The following is a 20825-nucleotide window of genomic DNA, read 5'->3' as shown; positions in this document are numbered from 1 at the left end:
GCCGTGTTCCGCAGGCAAGATCGGGCGCGTAAGCTCTGGTCCATGAAAATCTATCGTAGTGCCCTGCTGCGCTTCGCCGATGACGGCCAAGCGGTTTATGACTCCGACGCCTTGCTGGCGATTGCTTCCGATGCTGCGGGCGTGCAGCGTGTGGTGGCTGCGGGCAGTTGGCAGGCGCTGGCCGACCAGTATCTTGAGCGCGAAGGCGTGCAAGTCATTCACCTGCCCGGCAAGCTGCTGGCACCGGGCTTTGTCGACCTGCACATCCACTACCCGCAGACCGATGTGATTGGCGCACCGGCTCCGGGCCTGCTGCCCTGGCTGGAGAACTACACCTTCCCGCACGAGTCGCGTTTCCACGATCGCGAATATGCCGATGGCGTGGCCGATTTCTTCATGAACGAGCTGCTGCGCAACGGTGTGACCACGGCGCTGGCCTTTGCAACCTCGCATCCGACCTCGGTGGACGCCATCATGACGGCAGCGCAAAAGCGCAGCATGCGCATGATTGCCGGCAAGGTCCTGCAGGACCGCAACAGCCCCGATGGCGTGCGCGACGACACCGAGCAAAGCCTGATCGACACCGAGACGCTGATCCAGCGTTGGCATGGCGTTGACCGCCTGGGCTATGCGATCACGCCGCGCTTTGCGCCCACCAGCACGCCCGAGCAGCTGCGTGGTGCGGGCGAGTTGGCAGCCAGGTATGGCGATGTCTGGATTCAGTCCCATGTGGCCGAGAACCTTGACGAGGTTGCCTGGGTCAAGGAGTTGTTCCCCGAGTCGCGCAGCTATCTGGCCGTCTATGACGACTTCGGTCTGATGCGCGAGCGCGCCGTCTATGCGCACAGCATCTGGCTCGATGAAACCGACCGCCAGCTCATGCACGACACGCGATCGGCGGCGGCCATCAGCCCGACCAGCAACCAGTTTCTGGCCAGCGGCTATTTCGACTACCTCAAGGCCGACCAGGCCGGCATGCTTTACGGCCTGGCCAGCGATGTGGGCGGTGGCATGAGCTTCTCGCCGTTTCGCACCATGCAGGCCGCCTATGTGGTGGGGCGCGAAGGCCATGCCAAGCAGGGCCAGAGCCTGTCGCCACAGAACCTGTGGTGGCAGCACACGGCAGGCGCTGCGAGAGCCCTGGGCCTGCAGGGCGTGATCGGCAATCTGCAGCCCGGCTGCGAGGCCGATCTGGTGGTCATCAACCCCGGCTGCACACCGCTGCTGGCGCGCAAGACGGCCCAGGCACGCAATCTGGACGAGCTGCTGTTTGCCATGATCATCCTCGGAGATGACCGCCTGATTGAGCAAACCATTGTTTCTCAAGCAAAATAGCGGTCTTGCGCTTGATTTGTGAGCGCACAACGCTATGAAAAATCAAGCGATACAGGATTTCTAATGAGCATCAAGAGCGACAAATGGATCCGTCAGATGGCGGAGCAGCACGGCATGATCGAGCCTTTCGAGCCTGGCCAGGTGCGCCAGGTCGACGGCAAGAAGATCATCAGCTACGGCACATCGAGCTATGGCTACGACATCCGCTGCGCCCGCGAATTCAAGGTCTTCACGAATATCCACAGCACGGTGGTGGACCCCAAGAATTTTGACGAGAAGAGCTTTGTCGACTTCGAAGGTGATTACTGCATCATCCCGCCCAACAGCTTTGCACTGGCCCGCACGGTCGAGTACTTCCGCATTCCCCGCGACGTGCTGACCGTCTGCCTGGGCAAGAGCACTTATGCGCGCTGCGGCATCATCGTCAACGTGACGCCCTTCGAGCCCGAGTGGGAAGGCTATGTGACGCTGGAGTTCTCCAACACCACGCCGCTGCCGGCCAAGATCTATGCGGGCGAAGGCTGCGCCCAGGTGCTGTTCTTCCAGGGCGACGAGCAATGCGAAGTCAGCTACAAGGACCGCAACGGCAAGTACCAGGGCCAGCATGGCGTGACTCTGCCCAAGGCCTGAGGCCTGTTGCTTCACCAAAAAAGCCCGCTGCGGATACAGCGGGCTTTTTGCTTTCCTGGGCTGTTGGACCAGATCAGGCAGCTGCCGCTTCGAGCGCCGGCCAGTCCAGATTGCAGTGCGCGCCCACGCTGGCATGGCGCTGCAGCGCCGCGTCCACCATCAGGCTGCACAGGGCCAGCTGGTTGCGCAGTGCAGGGTCGGCACCGCGCCATTGGGCGCGCCACAGCACCAGTTGCTTGGCCGCCGCAATCAGGCTGTGGTTGCTGCGCACAATGCCCACGTTGTGCAGCATCAGCTGCTGCAGCACGTGGCGCATCTCCTGCTGGCTTTCAGCGCTCAGGCTCTTGCCGGACTTGCGCGGCCTGCCATGAATCGCCGCAGGCCGGTGCAGTGGCTGCTCGGCCATGCGCAGGGCGGCAGACCTGGCCATGACCACGCATTCCAGCAGAGAGTTGCTGGCCAGCCGGTTGGCGCCATGCAGGCCGGTGCGGGCCACCTCGCCGATCGCCCACAGCCCGACCACGGCGGTGCGGCCGTCCACATGGGCCTGCACGCCGCCGCAGGCATAGTGGGCACAGGGCGCGACAGGAATGGGCTGGGTGGCGATGTCTATGCCGTGCGCCGCGCACAGTGCCATGACGCCGGGAAAATGCCGGGCCAGCCAGTCGCGGCTGCGGTGTGTGATGTCCAGCAGCACATGGGGCAACTGGTGGGCACGCATTTCGCCATCAATGGCACGGGCCACGATATCGCGCGGCGCCAGCTCGGCGCGCGGGTCATGGCGCAGCATGAAGCGCTCGCCAGACTGGCCTTGCCGGTCCGGCAGGCACAGCAGGGCGCCTTCGCCGCGCAGCGCTTCCGAGACCAGGCCCACGGACCGGCCGCCCACCTGCAAGGCCGTGGGGTGGAACTGCATGAACTCCAGATCGCGCACGACACAGCCAGCACGCCAAGCCATGGCAATGCCGTCGCCGGTTGCCGTGGCCGGGTTGGTGGTGCTGGGGTAGATCTGGCCCATGCCGCCCGTGGCCAGCACCGTATGGCTGGCCAGCATATTCTGCTGCTGGCCATCGGCATTGCGCACGCTGGCGCCCACGCAGCGCTGCTGAGCGTCCTGCAGCAGTTCCACGGCGCTGCAATGCTGCAGCAAGGTGATGTGCTTCAGGCGCTGGCAGGCCTGCAGCAAGGTCTGGTGCACGGCCTGCCCGGTGCGGTCTGCAGCATGCACGATGCGCCGCGCGCTGTGACCACCTTCGCGCGTCAGGTGCAGGCGGCCTTCGGCATCGGTGCTGAAGGGAACGCCCAGGGCTTGCAGCCAGGCGATGGCCTGGGGGCCTTGCTCCAGGATGCGGCGCACGGCAGCTTCGTCGCAGAGGCCGGCACCGGCGATCAGCGTGTCCTGCACATGGGACTGCAGGCTGTCGACAGGGTCCAGCACGGCGGCAATGCCGCCTTGCGCCCAAGCGCTGGCGCATTCGTCGGCACGGCTTTTGCTGAGCACGGTGATGCGCAGCCTGCTGGGCAGGCTGAGCGCCAGCGTCAGGCCGGCCAGTCCGCAGCCGATGATGAGCACATCGCAGTCAGTCGGGGATTGGGGCATGGTGCTTGTCCTCTCTCAGGCCGGACCGAAGTTCTGGAACAGGGCCGCGTCGCGTTCCAGCTCGCCGCTGGCGCGTACCGGCTGGCGCTGGGCCGCCGCGAAGTCCAGCATGCGCTGTATGGGCTTGCGGGCGGCCCGGCCCAGCGCCGCATCAAGCTCTATGGCGCCGCTGCCTTGCTGCAGCGTCCGCTCCACGCCGGGCAGGCTGTTCATGGCCATCCAGGGGCAGAAGGCGCAGCTTTTGCAGCTGCCGCCCGTGCCAGCCGTCGGGGCTGCCAGAAAGCGCTTGCCCGGATAGCGCTGGCGCATATCGTGAAGAATGCCCTGATCGGTGGCAACGATGAAGGTGTTGGTGGGCAGCTTGCCCACGGCGGCAATCAGCTGGGTGGTGGAGCCCACCACATCGGCCAGCGCAGTGACGGCGGCCGGCGATTCGGGGTGAACCAGAATCGCGGCCCCAGGGTGGGCGTTGGCCAGGGCTTGCAGCTCGTCGGCCTTGAATTCGTCATGGACCACGCAGCTGCCCTGCCACAGCAGCATGTCGGCACCGGTTTGCTGCTGGATATGGCTGCCCAGGTGGCGGTCGGGTGCCCAGAGGATTTTTTCGCCGCGGGCATGTAAGGCGGCCACGATGTCCTGACCTACCGACGAGGTGACCACCCAGTCGGCCCGGGCTTTCACGGCGGCGCTGGTATTGGCATAGACGACCACGGTGCGATCGGGATGGGCGTCGCAGAAGCTGCTGAACTCGTCGGCCGGGCAGCCCAAGTCCAGCGAGCAGGTGGCATCGCCGTCGGGCATGAGCACGGTCTTCTCGGGGCTCAGGATCTTGGCGGTCTCGCCCATGAAGCGCACGCCGGCCACGATCAGGGTCCTGGCTGGGTGGTTGGCGCCAAAGCGCGCCATCTCCAGCGAGTCGCCAACACAGCCTCCGGTATCGCGTGCCAGATCCTGCAGTGCGCCGTCCACGTAGTAGTGGGCGACCATGACGGCATTGCGCTCCCTGAGCAAGGCCTTGATGCGCTGTGTTGTCTCGCGCTGCTGTTGGCGGTCCTGCGGCGGCAGCACCCTGGCCCAGGCCTGGCCTGTGCTGCTCTGGGTGCTGCTGCCCGGTGCGGGCTGGTCGAATTCCACGGTTCTGATCGTCATCGTCTCCATCCTGAGTTGTGCTGTTAAATATTTATACTCAATTTGAGTATTATTAAAACCGCTTTTTTGACGTTTGTCACCTGAGAGACAAATCAGGAGGCCGACCGCCGCCTTTTGGCGAGGGGGGTGATCAGCAGGGAATTACGAAAAATCGCTGTGATGCTTATTCATCAAAGGGTTGATGCTTCTGATAAATGAGCGTGTGGAAGCTGCTTAACCGAGGGGGTTCAGCTGATGCTGGCGCAGTGCCAGGCGTGTGGCGGCCAGATCCCAGCCTCCCCAGCCACAGGATTTGAAGAGTACAGGGGTCGTGGGGCGCGACCAGTTGCACTGCACCACGGTGGCCAATGTGGGCAGGGTGCTGACGTCAATGCCGGCCTGCAGCAGGTCGCCGGCCTCGTGCAGCGCATCTTCGGTGTCGACGACGATCTGGCCTTCACGCAGAAAGCGCTGGCACAGCGCCGGAGCCAGCTCCATCATTTTGGGCGTGAAGGCGCCCACGGCGCAGACAAAGGCATCGGGCCGCGTGGCCTCGTGCAGCACCACGGCCTGTGCGGGCGTGCAGGTCACGATCAGTGGGCAGTGCCGGGCAGCCTCCTTCAGGTCGTCGGTGATGCGTGCCTGCAGACCCAGGTCGCGGGCCTGGTTTGCAAGCCGCTGCGCACTGTCGGCGCTGCGCGAGTGAATCCAGACCTCCTGCGTGCCCAGGCCCTGGGCAAAGGCCTGCAGATGGGCACAGCCCTGCACGCCGGCGCCGATGATGAGCAGCGGGCCCTGGGGTTGAGGGGCCAGATGGCGCGCAGCCAGCAGCGAGACGGCGGCGGTGCGTCTGGCCGTGACGGTGGGGCCGTCCAGAATCAGCTGGCGCTCTCCGGTGGCTGCGTCAAAGACCACGATGTCGCCCTGAATGGTGGGCCTGCCTGCCTGGGCATTGCCGGGCGTGAAGCTGATGAGCTTGGTCATGGCCACCTGTCCATCGGTGGCCGGCATGCAGAACAGACAGTTGCCGGAAGCCGTGGGCATGACGATGCGTGGCGGAACAGTGACACCGCCACTGTTTTGCAGCTGGAGCAAAAGTGCTTCGATTTCATCGGCCAGGGCGGTCCATGGCAGCAGTGCGGCAGTGGCGCGGGCATCGAGAGACGCTGTAGAGGGCTGGGTCAGGGCATTCATGGGCAGTCGTATGAGGGCAGCGGACAGGGCTTCGAGCTTACAGAATTGCAAGCCCGGCCCGGTGTTGGCCGACAGCAGGTCGCTGCATAGACGCCGGGAGCAAGGGCTGGCAGAGCGCACAATAGCCACTGTCTTATTCATCGATTCTGTGCACTCATGTTTGGCTTTTCTTCCCGCTCCGGGCAACGCAAGGACCCTACCTGGACACAAGCGCCCTCCAGCCGTGGCCCGGTCGAGCCTGTCTGGCGGGATGGCGGCTCGGCCGCGCCCTATGAGCCGACCCAACAGCAGGCGGCTACGCCGCGCAAGTCCTCTTCTGCCCGGCTTTGGGCATCGGCCGTCCTGGCCGTGGTGGGCCTGCTGGCAGTGGCTTTCCTGTTTCTGAGCATGGTCGATGTGGTGGAAGAGCAGGTCGCCCGCAACCAGCCCCAGTCCACGCCCGGCGCGCCGGGCATGACCCTGATCTCCGTGCCTGCCGGCCGCTGAGAACCGGGCCAAACGTTAACAATGCTGCACTGCAGCTTGACCGGTGTGGCAAAAGCACAGCTTGATACCTCCGGTCGCAGCCGCAGCCCTTAATATCGCCACCCGGCGCAGGCCGCGTGCAGTACAGCAAAGGAGAAAGCACCATGAGATGGGAAGGTAACCGCGAGTCGGACAACGTCGAAGACCGCCGTGGAGAGAGTGGCGGTGGTGGTTTCCCCATTGGTGGTCGCAGCATAGGCATAGGCACCGTGGTGCTGGCGCTGATTGGCTGGGGCGTGTTCGGCATCAATCCGCTGACCACCATCGGTGTGCTTTCCGGCGGGGGCTCGCCCCAGGTGCAGCAGGCGCCCGCTCATCGTCCGACAGCAGACGACCAGGGCGCCAAGTTCGTCTCCACGGTGCTGGCCTCGACCGAGGATGTCTGGACCCAGATCTTCCGCGAGGAAAATGGCCAGTATCAGAAACCCAAGCTGGTGCTGTTCACGGGCGTGACGCCCACGGCCTGCGGCACGGGGCAGTCGGCCATGGGGCCGTTCTACTGCCCGGGCGACCGCAAGGTCTATCTGGACATGGACTTCTTCAACACCATGAGCCGCCAGCTGGGCGCGCCCGGGGAGTTCGCGCGTGCCTATGTGATTGCCCACGAGGTGGGACACCATGTGCAGAACCTGCTTGGCATCTCGGGCAAGGTGGATGCCATGCGCGGTCGAGTCAGTGAGACCCGGCAGAACGCCATGTCGGTGCGCCTGGAGCTGCAGGCCGACTGCCTGGCCGGCATCTGGGCCAACAAGTCGCAGCAGGCCAAGAGCTGGCTGGAGCAGGGCGATATTGAGTCGGCCGTGAATGCCGCCCAGCAAATCGGCGACGACAAGCTGCAGCGTGAAGCTACGGGTACGGTGCGTCCCGACAGCTTTACCCATGGCTCCAGCGCCCAGCGTGTGCGCTGGTTCACCCAGGGCTACAAGACCGGCAGCGTCAGGGCCTGCGACACCTTCTCTGCCCAGTCGCTGTAGGTCACGAGCCCACGGATGCAGGCGTGTGCTTTGTCACACGCCTTTGTTTTTGGAGCGGCAGAATGTGAAAACCCGGGTTATCCCGATAGATTGCACGGGATATTGGCAAGGCTTCTTACGCGTGAAAACAGAGGGGGCGAAGGCTTTCCGTCTGAAGAAAATCACAAAGCCAACGCGAAAAACCCACTCGGTGCGACAATAACGCCCTCAATGACAAGCTCTTTCTCCAATCTTCACTTGGCTGAGCCCCTGGCACGCGCAGTGGCCGACATGGGCTATGAGTCCATGACTCCGATTCAGGCGCAGGCCATTCCGGTGGTATTGACCGGCAAGGACGTCATGGGCGCAGCCCAGACCGGCACAGGCAAGACAGCGGCTTTCTCCCTGCCCTTGCTGCAGCGCCTGATGCGCCATGAAAACGCTTCAGCGTCGCCTGCCCGCCATCCGGTGCGCGCCCTGGTGCTTCTGCCCACGCGTGAGCTAGCCGATCAGGTGGCGCAACAGATCGCCCTGTACGCCAAGCACACCAAGCTGCGCAGCACCGTGGTGTTTGGCGGCATGGACATGAAGCCCCAGACCATCGAGCTGAAAAAAGGCGTCGAGGTGCTGGTAGCGACGCCCGGCCGTTTGCTGGACCACATCGAAGCCAAGAATGTGGTGCTCAACCAGGTGGAATATGTGGTGCTGGACGAGGCCGACCGCATGCTGGATATCGGCTTTCTGCCCGATCTGCAGCGCATCCTCTCCTATCTGCCCAAGAGCCGCACCACGCTGCTGTTCTCGGCCACGTTCTCGCCCGAGATCAAGCGTCTGGCCGGCAGCTATCTGCAGGACCCCGTGACCATCGAGGTGGCTCGTCCCAATGAGACTGCATCCACGGTGGAGCAGCGCTTCTACAAGGTCACGGATGACGACAAGCGCTATGCGATTCGTTCCGTGCTCAAGGAGCGCGACATTCGCCAGGCCTTCATCTTCTCCAACAGCAAGCTGGGCTGTGCGCGCCTGACGCGTGCCCTGGAGCGTGACGGTCTGCGCGCCGCTGCACTGCATGGAGACAAGAGCCAGGACGAACGCCTGAAGGCGCTGGAAGCCTTCAAGGCCGGTGAGGTGGATCTGCTGGTCTGTACCGATGTGGCCGCGCGCGGCCTCGACATCAAGGACGTGCCCGCCGTGTTCAACTACGACGTGCCTTTCAACGCCGAAGACTATGTGCACCGCATTGGCCGTACCGGTCGCGCCGGCGCATCCGGTCTGGCCGTGACCCTGGTGACCGACCATGACAGCCGCAATGTGGCCGACATCGAAAAGCTCACCAAGAAGAAGATCGAAGTCGAACCCGCGCCCATGCAGGACTTCCGTCCGGCACGCCGCAGCCGCAGCGATGAGGAATATCGTCCGCGTCGCGAACGCGAGTTCGATGCAGCGCCCCGCGGCGGCTATGCGCATCGTCCCTCACGCATGGCCCAGCGTCCTGTCAATGTCGACCCTTTCTTTGACAAACCCTATGAGGCCAGCAGCGTGGCCGAGACCGCATCCTGGGACAGCAAGCATGTCGCCCCGGTCAAGAGCGCGAGCATCAAGCCCAAGCGCAAGGTCGCGGCCTTGTTCAGAGCGCCTGTCGTAGCTTCCTGAGCGCACGGTAATCGCCCCAGAAAACGCCTGCCTTATGCAGGCGTTTTTCTTTGCTCTATCCCTTGGCGCCGGGTATCTGGGCCTGCGGGCACTGCAGCTGGATCAGCTCTCGCTCGCCCATGCGCTCGCCGATTCTCATCATGCTGAGGCAGCCGCCCCAGACGCAGCCGGTATCCATGGCCATCAGATCGGGTCGGTTGACATGGCCCAGCGTGGACCAGTGGCCGAAAGCCATGGGCGTACCAGCAGTGAGCCGGCCCGGCACATCGAACCAGGGCATCAGTCCTTCGGGTGCCTGATCGGCGGATTCCGCGCTCTCGAAGTCCATGACGCCTTCGGCACTGCAAAAGCGCAGACGGGTAAAGGCATTGACGACGCAGCGCAGCCGGCCATCGCCTTGCAGTTCGGCGGACCAGCGATCGGGCTGGTTGCCATACATATTCTGCAAAAAGCGCGTGTGCTCGTCAGATTGCAGCACGGACTCGACTTCGGCACTCAAAGCCATGGCGTCCTGGGCACTCCAGGAGGGCAGCACGCCTGCATGCACCATGAGCAGCTTTTCGCCCAGTGCATTGGTGTGCAGCCGGGCCAGAGGCTGCTGACGCAGCCAGTGCAGCAGGGCATCACGGTCGGGTGCGTTCAGAACCCGGGCCAATGTGTCGCGCTTGCTTTGGCGGCGCAGGCCCTGAGCAGCGGCCAGCAGATGGAGGTCGTGATTGCCGAGCAGCGGGCGCATGGCATCGCCGGCCTGCATGCAGCGGCGTAATACTTCGGCGGATTTGGGGCCGCGATTGACAAGGTCGCCGAGCACATAAAGTGTGTCCCGACTTACGGAGAAATCAATGGTCTGCAATAAGCGCTCGAAGGCGTCATCGCAGCCCTGAATGTCCCCGATACAGTAAAGTGCCATGGTCTTCTTTCTGATGGACGAGTCATGGATTTTCTGCTGGTTGCATAGCTGCCGCTGCTCAACGGGGTGTTTGCAATGTCGGAATTGGCACTGACCTCCAACTGCAAGGCAAGATTGCTGACTTTGGCGCAGGCGAAGGCAAGGGTGTGCAGGCTGCGCTGGAACTGCTCGAGAACCCCAGGCCATTTCTGTCGTCCATGCAAGTGGGGATTACTTCCATCGGGCTGCCCAACGGCATTTTGGCGAGGCTGCCTTCTGTGCTGGGCAGGCAGTTTGGCTGGTACGGCTGGGAATATCGGAGAGAGTTTCCACCATTTCGGCAATGCCTATCGTCGTAACTGCTATTACATTTATAACGATTATCTTCTGCGAACTGGTTCCTGTGCGTATAGGGCAGCTCCATCCCAAGCCGGTTTCGGTATTGGCGGCGCGACCTATGGCCTCGATTGCCTCTGTTGCAAAGCCCTTTGTGCGTTTGTTGGCATTTTCTACGCATGTCATTTTGACGCCACTCAGTATTAATGAATCTACCAGCACGACGGTGAGCGAGGAGGAAGTTGTGGCCAGTTTGGAGCAGGGCGTGATGCGGGTTCGATTGAGGCGCATGAGCACCAGATGGTGCGAATTTTTTACATTTAGACGACAGACATCTCATATCTTTAATGCTCAACCGCGCCGATATGCATTGAATGGATGGCGAAGTGACGATGTCGCAGGTTTGGATGCCTGCGCCGAAGGCTGGGCGATGGGTGGGGGTTTGTGGTATCCGGTAGAACCGTGGTTCACTAGATGGGGTGCAGGACATCACCAGCGTGTTCAGGATGTTGGCGCTGGGCGAGAGATCAAGCGACTTGCTGTGAGAGCATGCACTGGCTTCTACATTCTTGCCTGAAATCTTGAGCGGAATGGGGCGGCTCAATCAGCTGTGCGCCAAAACAGGGCGCATGGTGTTTGTGGCCGATGAATATGGCGTGATTCAGGACATCATGATGCTGCGGGACTTGCTGGAGGTGATTACCGGAGGCTTCGCTGCATGAAGGAAGCCAAGGCCTGGGTAGCCCGAAGAGAAGACGGTGCCTGGCTGATCTGATGCCTGTCGCCGAATTGAAGGGCAGACTGGCGATTCGGGTATTGCCCGATGAAGACAAAGGTATCTATGACACGCTGGCCGGTTTATGCCTCGCCGAAAGCGGTCATTTGCCCGTTCTGGGCGAGAAGGTCTGGTGTAGCGGCTGGATATCGGAAGTCGTTGATATGAATGGCAAGCGCATCGACAGGATATTGGCGGTTACCCAGAGAGAATAGCTATTTATTAACACATGGTTGCATTTTATAAAATATTTTGAATTGTGGTTTCTGCTTACTCGGAAAAAGATGAATTTGAAATTCCCGCATTTATAATGAATCCACTTTAATCAACCGAGAAGCGCAAATCATGAGCACTTACAAGGAACTCCTGAAGCAGAGAGAAGAGCTGGAACAGCAAATCAATGAAGCCCGTTCGCGTGAACTGGCCGAAGCCGTGAGCAAGGTTCGCGGCCTGATTGCTGAGTATGGCTTGACTGCTGAAGATGTTTTCCCTCCCGCTCGCGCACGCTCTTCCGCCAATGCTGGCGCCAAGGTGGCTCCCAAGTATCGTGATCCTGCAACGGGTCAGACCTGGACCGGCCGCGGCAAGCCGCCAAAGTGGATTGCAGACCAGGACCGCGAAAAGTTCGCTATCTGATCTGCTTGCGCACGTTGAAAGAGCCCGCCTTGGCGGGCTTTTTTCATGGGGCAAAGTTTGCGGCAGCGCAAATCGGAGTTCTCGTCGATGCAGCTGACTAGGCGGCACAATAAGAGTCCATGAACAAGCAGGTGTTGATTGCAGGTGGTGGTATCGGTGGTCTGGCCGCAGCCATAGGGGCGGTACGTGCCGATTGGGGGGTACGTTTGTTCGAGCGTGCCACGCAGTTTTCGGAAGTCGGTGCCGGCATTCAGCTCGGGCCCAATGTGGTGCGTCGTCTTCAGGCCTGGGGGCTGCAGCGATCCTTGCAGCAGGTCGTGGCGTCTCCCCAGGCCTTGCGTGCCTGCAGTGCTGTGACAGGGCAGGAGTTGGGTCGTTTGCCGCTGGGCGTGGATATGGTGCAGCGCTACGGGGCCAGCTATCTCACCATTCATCGCGCCGACCTGCACGGGATCTTGCTGGAGACCCTGCAGGGTCTGGCAGGGGTTCACCTCAACCTCAACCAGGCCGTCAGCAGCTACAGCGAGCAGGACGGTGTGGTCACCATTCGCACCAGCTCCGGCAAGCTCATCGAGGGCGATGCGCTGATCGGAGCGGACGGCGTGCGCAGTGCCATGCGGGCCCAGATGCTGGGCGACGGACCGCCGCGAGTGACCGGACATCTGGCCTATCGTGCCATGGTGCATCAGGCCAATCTTCCCAAGCGCTTGCGCACCAGCGAGGTCACGGCATGGCTGGGGCCGCAGCTGCACGCGATTCAGTACCCCGTGCGCCGAGGCGAGCTGCAGAATCTCGTGATCATCGTCCAGGGGCCGGCGCCTGAGGATCTCGACCACTGGGACCATTCCGCCAATCTGCCCGACCTGCTGCAGCATCTTCAGGGCACATGTGGCTATCTGCGGGATCTGGTACAGCATGTGCCCGGTGGAGGCGGTGAATGGCGCCTGTGGCCGGTGGCCGACCGCCAGCCGCTCTCGTCACAGGCCCAGATGGCGCAGGGTCTCGTGGCCTTGCTCGGCGACGCCGCCCATCCCATGCGTCCCTATCTGGCCCAGGGCGCCGGCATGGCCATCGAGGATGCGGCCGAACTGCAAAGCGCCCTGTCCATGCATGATCTGGACGTCAGCCTGCGGCTGCGGCGCTATGCGCTGAATCGCTGGCAGCGCAATGCCAGGGTGCAGGAGCGCTCGCTACGCAATGGCCGCATCTTCCATGCGACAGGGCCGCTGCGCTGGGGACGTGATCTGTCGCTGCGCGCTCTGGGGGGGCGCATCATGGATGTGCCCTGGCTCTACGAAAACGCGCTCTAGCGCGGGCGCAGTTTCCAGCGCTGCGTGCACCGCGCCAGCAGCGATCTAGTGGTCGGCCTTGAGCAGCAGTGGCGAAGGCTTGATGACCCGGTAGGCCAGCACGCCGCCGCCAAGCATGGCGGCAATCATCAGCATCACGGCCTGGTAGATGTCGGCATTCTGGCGCTCCGCAACCCCTGCGACCAGGCCCGACAGCCACTGCATGAGTGCTGCTCCGAGGAACATGGCCATGGTGAAGATGGACAGGGCGCGTCCCGTCGTGGCTGGCGGGTAGGAGGAGCGCACATCGGCGTAGATCAGCGTGCCGTAGCCCGAAAGCACACTCATGGCCATCAGCAGCACCACGCTGCCCACGGACTGGTGGACCAGGGCCAGGGCCACAAAAACGCCGGCCATGAGCAGTGCAAAGCGTGCGATGCGCTGGCGGCGTCTGGCGGGTCCCGGATCGAGTCTGCCGAACATGGAGGGCACGAACAGCGAAATGATGGAGCTGGCTAGGGCCACGTTGCCGGTGGTGACCAATGAAAACTGGTAGCGGTCCATCAGCATGGGGCTGAGCCAGAGCCCGCGCACGGTGAGAAACGATGCGTAGCTGACCATGCCCAGCAGCACGATGCCCCAGGTATGGGGCAGCAGCAGCAGGCTGCCAAAACCCTGCAGCGCCTGCATGAAACCGGGCTTGGGCAGGGCGTCGCCGGGCAACTCGGGCTCATGCACCTTGAAGAAAATCAGCAGCCAGGACAGTGCGCTGAGCACGGCCAGCAGCACAAAGCCGGCGCGCCAGCCCAGATGCTGCACCAGCCAGGCCATGGGCGTGCCGGTGAACAGCAGGCCCAGCCCGCCCAGACCCAGGCCTATGCCCGAGAGATAGGCAAATTTATCTGCCGGAAAGTGGCGCGCTATGAACATGGTGCTGGCCAGAAAGGCGGGCGAGCAGCCCACGCCGATCAGCAGTTGGCCCAGCATCAGCCAGGAATAGCTGGGTGCCAGTGCGGACAGCGCGGCGCCCGCAATCGACAGGGGAAAGGCCAGCAGCACGGTACGGCGCAGGCCGTATATATCCATGCCTATGCCCATGAGCAGCTGCGCCACGCCGAAGGACAGCGCAAACAGCCCGGCAAACGAGCCCAGCGACTGCGCGGAAAGGCCAAAGTCCGTGCGCAGACCGTCGGCGATGATGGAGGTGACCGTGCGAAAGGCCTGGCTCAGTGCAAAGCCCGTGAGCAGGCAGACCAGCATGGCCCAGGCGGAGGAGTCGGGCTTGGAGCTGGTGTTCGGCGCAGCCGGGGCGGCGCTGTGATCGGAAGGCATGGGCAGTTTGTTGTGATGTTAGGTTTTGCACGGAGCCTAAATAATTCAGGCTGCCCGCGCTGTCACGAAAGAGCAGCAGGGGCAGCCTGAGTGGCGATGGCCAAAGCGGCTTACAGCTCGGTGCGCAGGCTCCAGATCTCGGGAAACAGTACCACGTCCAGCATCTTCTTGAGGTAGCTCACGCCACCGGTGCCGCCCGTGCCGCGCTTGAAGCCGATGACGCGCTCCACCGTGGTCAGGTGGCGGAAGCGCCAGAGACGGAAGGCGTCTTCGATATCGGCCAGTTTTTCGCCCAACTGGTACAGATCCCAGTGCTTGTGCGGATCGCGGTAGACGGTGATCCAGGCCTGCTTGACGCCTTCGCTGGCTTCATAGGGCTGGGTCCAGTCGCGCTGCAGGCGGTCGGCAGGCACGGCGATGCCTTCGCGCGCCAGCAGCTGCAGGGCCACGTCGTACAGCGATGGCGATTCGTAGGCCGCCTGTACCTGGGCCAGCAGGTCCGAGCGATGTGCGTGGGGCTGGAGCATGGCCGCGTTCTTGTTGCCCAGCGCGAACTCGATGCAGCGGTACTGGTAGCTCTGGAAGCCGCTGGAGTTGGCCAGATAGGGGCGCATGGCCGAGTATTCGGGCGGCGTCATGGTGGACAGCACGGTCCAGGCGCTGACCAGCTGCTCCATGATGCGCGAGACGCGCGCCAGCATCTTGAAGGCATCGGGCTTGGTCGCGCCCGAGGCATTGGCAATGGCGGCGGTGGCCGCGCGCACTTCGTGCAGCATCAGCTTCATCCACAGTTCGCTGGTCTGGTGCTGCACGATGAACAGCATCTCGTCGTGTGCAGGCGACAGCGGGTGCTGGGCCGTGAGAATCTGGTCCAGATGCAGATAGTCGCCATAGCTCATGTCGCGGCTGAAGTCGAGCTGGGCTTTCTCGTCGCGGACGATGGCTGCGCCGCCATGCAGAGGGCAGCCGGAGGATTCGTTCGTCATGGTGAAATCATGTTTGTTGGATCGGTGCGCGCAGCGTAACCGAATCCGGGCCCGCAAAGCCTGCAAGAACGTGGATGCAAGCTGCCAAAGCTTTGCGTAAAGTCAGGCCAGTCACAGACCCGTGACGGAAAACGCACTCAGCCGAGATTCAAGCCATGTCCAGTCCTCTGCACTCTACAGCCGCCGCCAACCCGCCAATCGATGAGCGCATGGTCCTGTGCTGCCGCTGGCTGGAGAGCGAAGAGCCCGTGCCCGCGCTGGATGAGCTGGCCCAGCGGCTGGGGCTCAGCCCCTGGCAGCTGCACCGCAGCTTCAAGCGTGCCACGGGGCTCACGCCCAAGGCCTATGCCAAGGCCCATCGCGGCAGGCATGTGCGCGCCGCGCTGGCGCAGGACAGCAGCGAGTCGGTCACCGATGCGGCCTATCTGAGCGGCTATGAAGCCAGCAGCAGCTTCTACAAGGATGCCCCGGCCATGCTGGGCATGGCGCCGCAGTCCTATCGCAAGCGCGGCCAGGACCAGCGCATCCGCTTCGCCCTGGCCGAATGCTCGCTGGGCAGCCTGCTGGTGGCCAGCACCGACAAGGGCGTGTGCTGCGTGCTGCTGGGCGATGACCCGCATGCGCTGGTCGACGATCTGCAGCAGCGTTTTGCGGCGGCGCAACTGATCGGAGCCGATGCCCAGTATGAGCAGACCGTGGCCCAGGTGGTGGCACTGATGGAGCAGCCCAGGCTGGGGCTGGCCCTGCCGCTGGATATTCAGGGTACGGCATTTCAGCAGCGCGTCTGGCAGGCGCTGCAGAGCATTCCCGCTGGGCAGACCGTCAGCTACAGCGAACTGGCCCGGCATCTGGGCCAGCCCAGCGCCACGCGGGCCGTGGCCAGTGCGGTGGCGGCCAATCCGATTGCCGTGGCCGTGCCCTGTCACCGTGTGCTGCGCAACGACGGCAGCATCTCGGGCTATCGCTGGGGCGTGGAGCGCAAGCGTGCGCTGCTGCTGCGCGAGGCCCAGCAGGCCCAACCCAAGCTCTCATAAAGAGAGCTGTTATCGCATGCTATTCAACGCTTTTTGATGGATATCTATCTGAAATCTTTGATTGATGAGCGATAGAAGCTATGAATTTCATGATTGAAGCACAGACGCGCTTCAGCGCAGCCCGCTGTGATAGAAAACCGCATGCTGCTTGAAGTCTCCATTGCCCTTCCCGCGCGTTACCGCTTTGACGAATTCGTGCATTTCCATGATCGCGACGAGCAGCAACTGGCCGAGCGGGTCGATGCCGGCGCACACAGCCTGCACAAGGCCATCATGTGGAAGCACAGCCCCGCCTTGCTGCAGCTGCAATGGCAGACTGGAGAGGTGCAGGCCAGCTTGCATGCGCCGTACGCAGAGCCGGCCGAGGCAGACCGGGCCGCGCTGCAGGCCATGGTGAAACGCATGCTGGGGCTGATCTACGCGCCCGGCCAGCTGGAGTTGGCGCATGGCGACCACCCCGAGCTGGGCGCGCTGCTCTCGCGTCAGGCCGGCCTGCATGTGCCCGGCTCGCCTACGCCCTTCGAGGCGCTGACCTGGGCCATCACCGGCCAGCAGATCACGGTGGCCGTGGCCGTTTCGCTGCGGCGCAAGCTGATAGCGCTGGCGGGCGAGCCGCTGGCGCAAGACGGGGGCATGCCGGCGCTGCGCGCCTATCCCGATGCACAGCGCGTGGCGGACCTGGGGCTGGACGCGCTGCGTGGTGCGGGCTTTTCCCAGGCCAAGGCCCAGACCCTGCTGGCCGTGGCCCAGGCCGTTGCCGAGGGGCAGCTGCCGCTGGACGACTGGGCCGCCCGCAGCGCCGCTGGCCACTGGTGCGAGGAGGATGTGGCGGCTGCCTCGGCGCAATTGCTGGCGGTCAAGGGCATAGGGCCGTGGACGGTGAACTACACCTTGCTGCGCGGCTATGGCTGGCCCGACGGCAGCCTGCACGGGGATGTGGCGGTGCGTCGGGCCATCGGTCTGCTTACCGGCAGCGACAAGCCCGATGCGCGCGCCGCCAGCGACTGGCTGGAACAGTTCAAGCCCTGGCGCGCGCTGGTGGCCGCGCACCTGTGGGCCTCGCTGGCCGACAGCGCCTATTGAGAGGCGACAGGCGGCAGCGCTTCAGAGCGGCGGCGACAGCACCAGCAGCAACAAACGTGCGGGCTGGCCCGAGGCGTTGGCTAGCCGGTGCTCGCTGTCCACCACCAGCGTGGCCGTGTCGCCCGCGTGCAGCAGCACCTGCTCCTGGGCGGTAAAGACTTCGATGCTGCCTTCCAGCACATGAAAGACCTCGCGCGTGCCTGCGCGATGGGCCGCGAAATGGCTGGAGACCGCGTGCGGCGGAAAGCGGTAATGCACGAGGTTCACGCCCGCGCTGGGGCTGGCCAGGGCCAGGCGTTCCACGCCGCTGACCTCGTCGACAAAGCGCAGATTCTCGCCGGCGCGCGTGATCTGCGCGCTGGGTGCGCTCTGCACCAGCTCGCCAAGCTCGCAGCCCAGACCTTGTGCAATTGCCATGGCATTGCGCAGGCTGGTGGCCAGCAGGCCGCGCTCCACGCGCGACAGCGCGCCCGGCGAGACGCCGCTGGCCTGGGCCAGCTGATTCAGTGTGATGCCCAGCTGGGCGCGGCGCGCGCGGACGGCGGCACCGAAAAGCGCATCCTGCTCCGATGCCTGCGATGCGGTGGTGGAGTTCAAGTCTGGCTCCTTGTCATGGCGTCTGTTCTTGTTTTGAAAATTTTCCTATGAGAAAATAATTTTTCGTATAGGAAATTATTTTTCGAGAATGAATGCAATGTACATGTTTATCAGTGCCTTGCCCGTGGCCACCGTCATCGCCGTCCTGCTGGTGGGCTGGCGCTCGCTGCATGCCGCAGCACTGGGCGTGGCGGTGGCGCTGCTGGTGATTGCCGCAGCCTTTGCGCAACCCGCTTCAACATGGCTGGCCGCGGGCATGCACTGGGCGCCGGTGCTGCTGGAAGTGCTGCTGATCGTGGGCGGAGGGCTGCTGCTGTCCGAGGTGCTGCGCGAGTCAGGGGCGCAGAAGGCGCTGGCCGACTGGCTGCTGGCCAGGGCCGGCAGCGGCACGGGCGCCGTGCTGCTGGTGGTGCATGGCATCACGCCGTTTGCCGAGTCGGTCACCGGCTTTGGCGTGGGCGTGACCATCGGCATACCGCTGCTCGCGCACTTCGGCTTGCCGCCGCGCAAGGTGGTGCTCATCGGTCTGCTGGGCCTTTGCGCCGTGCCCTGGGGCTCCATGGGGCCAGGGACGCTGGTGGCGGCCACCATGGCGGGTCTGCCGTTCAAGGAGCTGGGTCAGGCCTCGGCCCTGGTCAGCGTGATCCCGTTTGTCATCACCGGCATGGCCGCGGCGGCTCTGGCGAGTGCGCCGGGCCGTCGCTGGCCGGCTCTGCTGCAGGGCCTGCTGTCGGGCTTGTTGCTGACGGCGGCCGTGGCTCTGATGAATACCCTGGCCGGCACGGCGCCCGCAGGGGCGCTAGGGGCGTTGCTGGTGGTGGGCTGGCATCTGCTGCGCCTGCGCGTGTCGCAAACGGACGCGGACAAGCCGCCCCTGAGCGCACCGGGGCGGCGAGCGCTGGCGGCCTATGCGTTGCTGCTGGGCGGCGTGCTGGCGGCCGCAGCGCTGCTGCGCTCCCTGGATCTGCCCGCTGCCTTGCATGGGCTGGCTTCGCCGGGACTGTGGCTGCTGGTGGCGGCGGTTTTTTTCACGCGAGGCCGGCCGGCGCGCCCATCGCTGGAAAAGGTCTGGCGCTCCTGGCTGCAGGTGGCGCCGGTCACGGCGCTGTTCATTGTGCTGGGCGTGCTGATGGCGGTTTCGGGCATGGCCGCGCAGCTGGCGCAGGCGCTGGCCCGCAGCGGGCCACTATATCTGTTTGCCGCACCGTTTGTGGGAGCGCTGGGAGGCTTCGTGACCGGCTCCAATACCGGGGCCAATGCCATGTTCGCAGCCACGCAGGCCGAGATCGCCCATGCGCTGGGCGCGCCGCTGCTGCCATTCATGGCGGTGCACAACGTCAGTGCCTCGCTGCTGCTCATGGCTTCGCCCGGCAAGGTGGAGATGGCAGTGCAACTGCTGGCGCAGGGGGCTGACCAGCGGCGCTGGGTGCAGCAAAGCGTGCTGATGCTGGACCTGGTCGCCGTGGCGCTGATGGGCGTGCTCAATTGGAGCTGGGCGCGGGCCTGACCGTATGCTGGCCGGCCCGCCCCAGGTGCCTGCCTCAGGTCACGGCATGCACGGTATTGAACTCGGGCTGCTTCCATTCGCCCGATTCCAGCACCTGGCGCAGATGCTCGACGGCATTCCAGACATCGGCAAAGCCCACATACAGCGGCGTGAAACCGAAGCGCAGGATGTCCTTGTGCTGGCCCGTGCCGCCATCGCCCTTGCGGAAGTCGCCGATCACGCCGCGTGCAATCAGCGCCTGGACAATGGCGTAGGCGCCACTGTTCTGGCCGTCCAGGCCCAGGCCTTCTTCCCGGGTCAGGCAGACCTGGGAGCCGCGTGCCGCATGCTCGCGCGGTGTCGCCAGACCCAGGCCGTGGCCCTGGCAGCGTTCTTCCACGAGCTGGATGAACAGATCGGTCAGCGCCAGCGATTTCTTGCGCAGCGCGGCCATGCCGCCGAAAGCCTCGGCCTCGGTGTAGATGTCGATACCGCACTGCAGCACGCTCATGCTGATCATGGGCTGTGTGCCGCAGAGATAGCGCTGTATGCCCTGGGCGGGGTGGTAGTCGGGCACGAACTTGAACGGCTCGGCGTGGCCGAACCAGCCCGACAGCGGCTGCCAGAAGCGGTTGATCAGGCGCGGATGCGCCCAGACAAAGGCCGGTGCGCCGGGGCCGCCGTTGAGGTATTTGTAGCTGCAGCCCACGGCAAAGTCGGCATCGGCGCCCTTGAGGTCCACGGGCACGGCACCTGCGCTGTGGCAAAGATCCCAGACGCAGAGAATGCCTTTGGCATGGGCGGCGGCCGTCACAGCGGCCATATCGTGCATGGCACCCGTGCGGTAGTTGACATGGGTGAGCATGGAGATCGCCACATCGGTCTGCAGCGCGCCGGCGATTTCCTCGGGCTCTAGCAGCACCAGCTCCAGGCCGTATTCCTGGCAGACGGACTGGGCGATATAGAGGTCGGTGGGGAAGTTGCTGCGCTCGCTGATCAGCTTTTTGCGGCCAGGCGCGTCTTCGCGGGCGATGCGCGCGGCAGCGCTCAGCACCTTGTAGAGATTGATGGAGGTGGTGTCGGTGAACACCAACTCGCCCTGGCCCACGCCCAGCCAGGGTGCGAACTGGTTGCCAAGGCGCTCGGGCAGCGTGATCCAGCCGGCCTTGTTCCAGGAGGTGATGAGGTCCTGGCCCCATTCCTGCGTCACCACTTCGGCCGCGCGCGCGGCGGCGGCCCTGGGCTGGGCACCCAGGGAATTGCCGTCCAGGTAGATCACGCCCTGGGGCAGGGCAAAGCGTTCGCGCAGCGCGCGCAGCGGGTCCTGGGCGTCCAGAACCTGGCAGTCCTGCAAAGTGGTCATT

At 64.0% G+C, this 20825-nt stretch carries 21 protein-coding genes; 13 read left to right on the top strand and 8 right to left on the bottom strand.

Annotated elements, in window-relative coordinates:
- Positions 1–42 precede the first annotated feature (42 nt).
- Positions 43–1335 carry a guanine deaminase gene (gene guaD, locus F3J24_RS23955; RefSeq protein ID WP_167011267.1) on the top strand — a complete coding sequence of 431 codons (1293 nt, stop codon included), beginning with the start codon at positions 43–45 and terminating at the stop codon, positions 1333–1335.
- Between the two features lie 63 nt (positions 1336–1398).
- Complete coding sequence (gene dcd, locus F3J24_RS23950; protein WP_003052512.1) at positions 1399–1965, top strand: dCTP deaminase; 567 nt, start codon at positions 1399–1401, stop codon at positions 1963–1965.
- A gap of 73 nt (positions 1966–2038) precedes the next feature.
- Here dcd and nadB read toward each other — a convergent pair whose 3' ends face one another.
- From nadB to F3J24_RS23935, 3 genes are all read right to left on the bottom strand, one after another.
- The gene (gene nadB / locus F3J24_RS23945) at positions 2039–3565 is read right to left on the bottom strand and encodes an L-aspartate oxidase (RefSeq protein WP_167011265.1); all 1527 of its coding nucleotides are present in this window, start codon (positions 3563–3565) and stop codon (positions 2039–2041) included.
- Between the two features lie 15 nt (positions 3566–3580).
- Entirely contained in the window at positions 3581–4714 is a 1134-nt protein-coding gene (gene nadA / locus F3J24_RS23940; RefSeq protein ID WP_167011263.1) for a quinolinate synthase NadA, read from the bottom strand.
- A 213-nt stretch (positions 4715–4927) separates the two neighbouring features.
- The gene (locus tag F3J24_RS23935; RefSeq protein ID WP_167011262.1) at positions 4928–5887 is read right to left on the bottom strand and encodes a delta(1)-pyrroline-2-carboxylate reductase family protein; all 960 of its coding nucleotides are present in this window, start codon (positions 5885–5887) and stop codon (positions 4928–4930) included.
- Between the two features lie 156 nt (positions 5888–6043).
- Between F3J24_RS23935 and F3J24_RS23930 the strand changes: the two genes are divergently transcribed.
- From F3J24_RS23930 to F3J24_RS23920, 3 genes are all read left to right on the top strand, one after another.
- Positions 6044–6373, top strand: coding sequence for a hypothetical protein (locus tag F3J24_RS23930; protein ID WP_167011259.1), 330 nt, complete (start codon positions 6044–6046; stop codon positions 6371–6373).
- A gap of 143 nt (positions 6374–6516) precedes the next feature.
- On the top strand, positions 6517–7386 hold the full coding sequence (locus F3J24_RS23925) for a neutral zinc metallopeptidase (protein ID WP_167011258.1): 870 nt from the start codon (positions 6517–6519) through the stop codon (positions 7384–7386).
- A 210-nt stretch (positions 7387–7596) separates the two neighbouring features.
- Positions 7597–9018 (top strand): DEAD/DEAH box helicase, encoded by a 1422-nt coding sequence (locus tag F3J24_RS23920; protein WP_167011256.1) that lies wholly within the window; start codon positions 7597–7599, stop codon positions 9016–9018.
- Between the two features lie 55 nt (positions 9019–9073).
- Here F3J24_RS23920 and F3J24_RS23915 read toward each other — a convergent pair whose 3' ends face one another.
- On the bottom strand, positions 9074–9928 hold the full coding sequence (locus F3J24_RS23915; protein WP_167011254.1) for a symmetrical bis(5'-nucleosyl)-tetraphosphatase: 855 nt from the start codon (positions 9926–9928) through the stop codon (positions 9074–9076).
- Positions 9929–10250: 322 nt separating this feature from the next.
- Between F3J24_RS23915 and F3J24_RS25240 the strand changes: the two genes are divergently transcribed.
- The 5 genes from F3J24_RS25240 (at position 10251) to F3J24_RS23900 (ending at position 12964) form a co-directional block, all read left to right on the top strand.
- A complete protein-coding gene (locus F3J24_RS25240) occupies positions 10251–10820 on the top strand; it encodes a CNNM domain-containing protein (RefSeq protein WP_370527772.1) in 570 nt (189 codons plus the stop codon).
- On the top strand, positions 10813–10965 hold the full coding sequence (locus F3J24_RS25235) for a hypothetical protein (protein WP_370527771.1): 153 nt from the start codon (positions 10813–10815) through the stop codon (positions 10963–10965). Before F3J24_RS25240 ends, F3J24_RS25235 begins: the two co-directional genes overlap by 8 nt.
- A 52-nt stretch (positions 10966–11017) precedes the next feature.
- Positions 11018–11233, top strand: coding sequence for a transporter associated domain-containing protein (locus tag F3J24_RS25230; protein WP_370527770.1), 216 nt, complete (start codon positions 11018–11020; stop codon positions 11231–11233).
- A 130-nt stretch (positions 11234–11363) separates the two neighbouring features.
- The gene (locus F3J24_RS23905) at positions 11364–11654 is read left to right on the top strand and encodes an H-NS family nucleoid-associated regulatory protein (RefSeq protein ID WP_003052529.1); all 291 of its coding nucleotides are present in this window, start codon (positions 11364–11366) and stop codon (positions 11652–11654) included.
- 119 nt (positions 11655–11773) lie between these two features.
- Entirely contained in the window at positions 11774–12964 is a 1191-nt protein-coding gene (locus tag F3J24_RS23900; RefSeq protein WP_167011252.1) for an FAD-dependent monooxygenase, read from the top strand.
- Positions 12965–13009: 45 nt separating this feature from the next.
- On the opposite strand, the gene F3J24_RS23895 is transcribed toward F3J24_RS23900, so the two are convergent.
- A complete protein-coding gene (locus F3J24_RS23895) occupies positions 13010–14275 on the bottom strand; it encodes an MFS transporter (protein WP_167011250.1) in 1266 nt (421 codons plus the stop codon).
- A 110-nt stretch (positions 14276–14385) separates the two neighbouring features.
- A complete protein-coding gene (gene kynA, locus F3J24_RS23890; protein WP_043006945.1) occupies positions 14386–15261 on the bottom strand; it encodes a tryptophan 2,3-dioxygenase in 876 nt (291 codons plus the stop codon).
- Positions 15262–15416: 155 nt separating this feature from the next.
- Here kynA and F3J24_RS23885 point away from each other — a divergent pair, with 155 nt between their 5' ends.
- Complete coding sequence (locus tag F3J24_RS23885) at positions 15417–16295, top strand: methylated-DNA--[protein]-cysteine S-methyltransferase (RefSeq protein WP_167011248.1); 879 nt, start codon at positions 15417–15419, stop codon at positions 16293–16295.
- A gap of 141 nt (positions 16296–16436) precedes the next feature.
- Positions 16437–17378 carry a DNA-3-methyladenine glycosylase gene (locus F3J24_RS23880; RefSeq protein WP_240154459.1) on the top strand — a complete coding sequence of 314 codons (942 nt, stop codon included), beginning with the start codon at positions 16437–16439 and terminating at the stop codon, positions 17376–17378.
- Between the two features lie 21 nt (positions 17379–17399).
- Here the strand turns inward: F3J24_RS23880 and F3J24_RS23875 are convergent, their stop codons facing one another.
- Positions 17400–17975, bottom strand: coding sequence for a helix-turn-helix domain-containing protein (locus F3J24_RS23875; protein ID WP_167011244.1), 576 nt, complete (start codon positions 17973–17975; stop codon positions 17400–17402).
- 97 nt (positions 17976–18072) lie between these two features.
- Here F3J24_RS23875 and F3J24_RS23870 point away from each other — a divergent pair, with 97 nt between their 5' ends.
- On the top strand, positions 18073–19482 hold the full coding sequence (locus F3J24_RS23870) for an SLC13 family permease (RefSeq protein ID WP_167011242.1): 1410 nt from the start codon (positions 18073–18075) through the stop codon (positions 19480–19482).
- 34 nt (positions 19483–19516) lie between these two features.
- On the opposite strand, the gene kynU is transcribed toward F3J24_RS23870, so the two are convergent.
- A complete protein-coding gene (kynU, locus tag F3J24_RS23865) occupies positions 19517–20824 on the bottom strand; it encodes a kynureninase (RefSeq protein WP_167011240.1) in 1308 nt (435 codons plus the stop codon).
- Between the last annotated feature and the right edge of the window lies 1 nt (position 20825).

The organism is Comamonas sp. Tr-654 (assembly GCF_011752915.1).
Lineage (GTDB): Bacteria > Pseudomonadota > Gammaproteobacteria > Burkholderiales > Burkholderiaceae_C > Comamonas.
Note: the sequence above shows the minus strand (reverse complement) of the source record. Positions and strands in the feature narration are given on the sequence as shown.

What these genes read in the sequence shown, in the direction of transcription:
- guaD (WP_167011267.1), top strand. Translation starts at nt 43, where the DNA reads ATGAAAATCTATCGTAGTGCCCTGCTGCGCTTCGCCGATGACGGCCAA.
- dcd (WP_003052512.1), top strand. Translation starts at nt 1,399, where the DNA reads ATGAGCATCAAGAGCGACAAATGGATCCGTCAGATGGCGGAGCAGCAC.
- nadB (WP_167011265.1), bottom strand. Translation starts at nt 3,565, where the DNA reads ATGCCCCAATCCCCGACTGACTGCGATGTGCTCATCATCGGCTGCGGA.
- nadA (WP_167011263.1), bottom strand. Translation starts at nt 4,714, where the DNA reads ATGACGATCAGAACCGTGGAATTCGACCAGCCCGCACCGGGCAGCAGC.
- F3J24_RS23935 (WP_167011262.1), bottom strand. Translation starts at nt 5,887, where the DNA reads ATGAATGCCCTGACCCAGCCCTCTACAGCGTCTCTCGATGCCCGCGCC.
- F3J24_RS23930 (WP_167011259.1), top strand. Translation starts at nt 6,044, where the DNA reads ATGTTTGGCTTTTCTTCCCGCTCCGGGCAACGCAAGGACCCTACCTGG.
- F3J24_RS23925 (WP_167011258.1), top strand. Translation starts at nt 6,517, where the DNA reads ATGAGATGGGAAGGTAACCGCGAGTCGGACAACGTCGAAGACCGCCGT.
- F3J24_RS23920 (WP_167011256.1), top strand. Translation starts at nt 7,597, where the DNA reads ATGACAAGCTCTTTCTCCAATCTTCACTTGGCTGAGCCCCTGGCACGC.
- F3J24_RS23915 (WP_167011254.1), bottom strand. Translation starts at nt 9,928, where the DNA reads ATGGCACTTTACTGTATCGGGGACATTCAGGGCTGCGATGACGCCTTC.
- F3J24_RS25240 (WP_370527772.1), top strand. Translation starts at nt 10,251, where the DNA reads ATGCCTATCGTCGTAACTGCTATTACATTTATAACGATTATCTTCTGC.
- F3J24_RS25230 (WP_370527770.1), top strand. Translation starts at nt 11,018, where the DNA reads ATGCCTGTCGCCGAATTGAAGGGCAGACTGGCGATTCGGGTATTGCCC.
- F3J24_RS23905 (WP_003052529.1), top strand. Translation starts at nt 11,364, where the DNA reads ATGAGCACTTACAAGGAACTCCTGAAGCAGAGAGAAGAGCTGGAACAG.
- F3J24_RS23900 (WP_167011252.1), top strand. Translation starts at nt 11,774, where the DNA reads ATGAACAAGCAGGTGTTGATTGCAGGTGGTGGTATCGGTGGTCTGGCC.
- F3J24_RS23895 (WP_167011250.1), bottom strand. Translation starts at nt 14,275, where the DNA reads ATGCCTTCCGATCACAGCGCCGCCCCGGCTGCGCCGAACACCAGCTCC.
- kynA (WP_043006945.1), bottom strand. Translation starts at nt 15,261, where the DNA reads ATGACGAACGAATCCTCCGGCTGCCCTCTGCATGGCGGCGCAGCCATC.
- F3J24_RS23885 (WP_167011248.1), top strand. Translation starts at nt 15,417, where the DNA reads ATGTCCAGTCCTCTGCACTCTACAGCCGCCGCCAACCCGCCAATCGAT.
- F3J24_RS23880 (WP_240154459.1), top strand. Translation starts at nt 16,437, where the DNA reads ATGCTGCTTGAAGTCTCCATTGCCCTTCCCGCGCGTTACCGCTTTGAC.
- F3J24_RS23870 (WP_167011242.1), top strand. Translation starts at nt 18,073, where the DNA reads ATGTACATGTTTATCAGTGCCTTGCCCGTGGCCACCGTCATCGCCGTC.
- kynU (WP_167011240.1), bottom strand. Translation starts at nt 20,824, where the DNA reads ATGACCACTTTGCAGGACTGCCAGGTTCTGGACGCCCAGGACCCGCTG.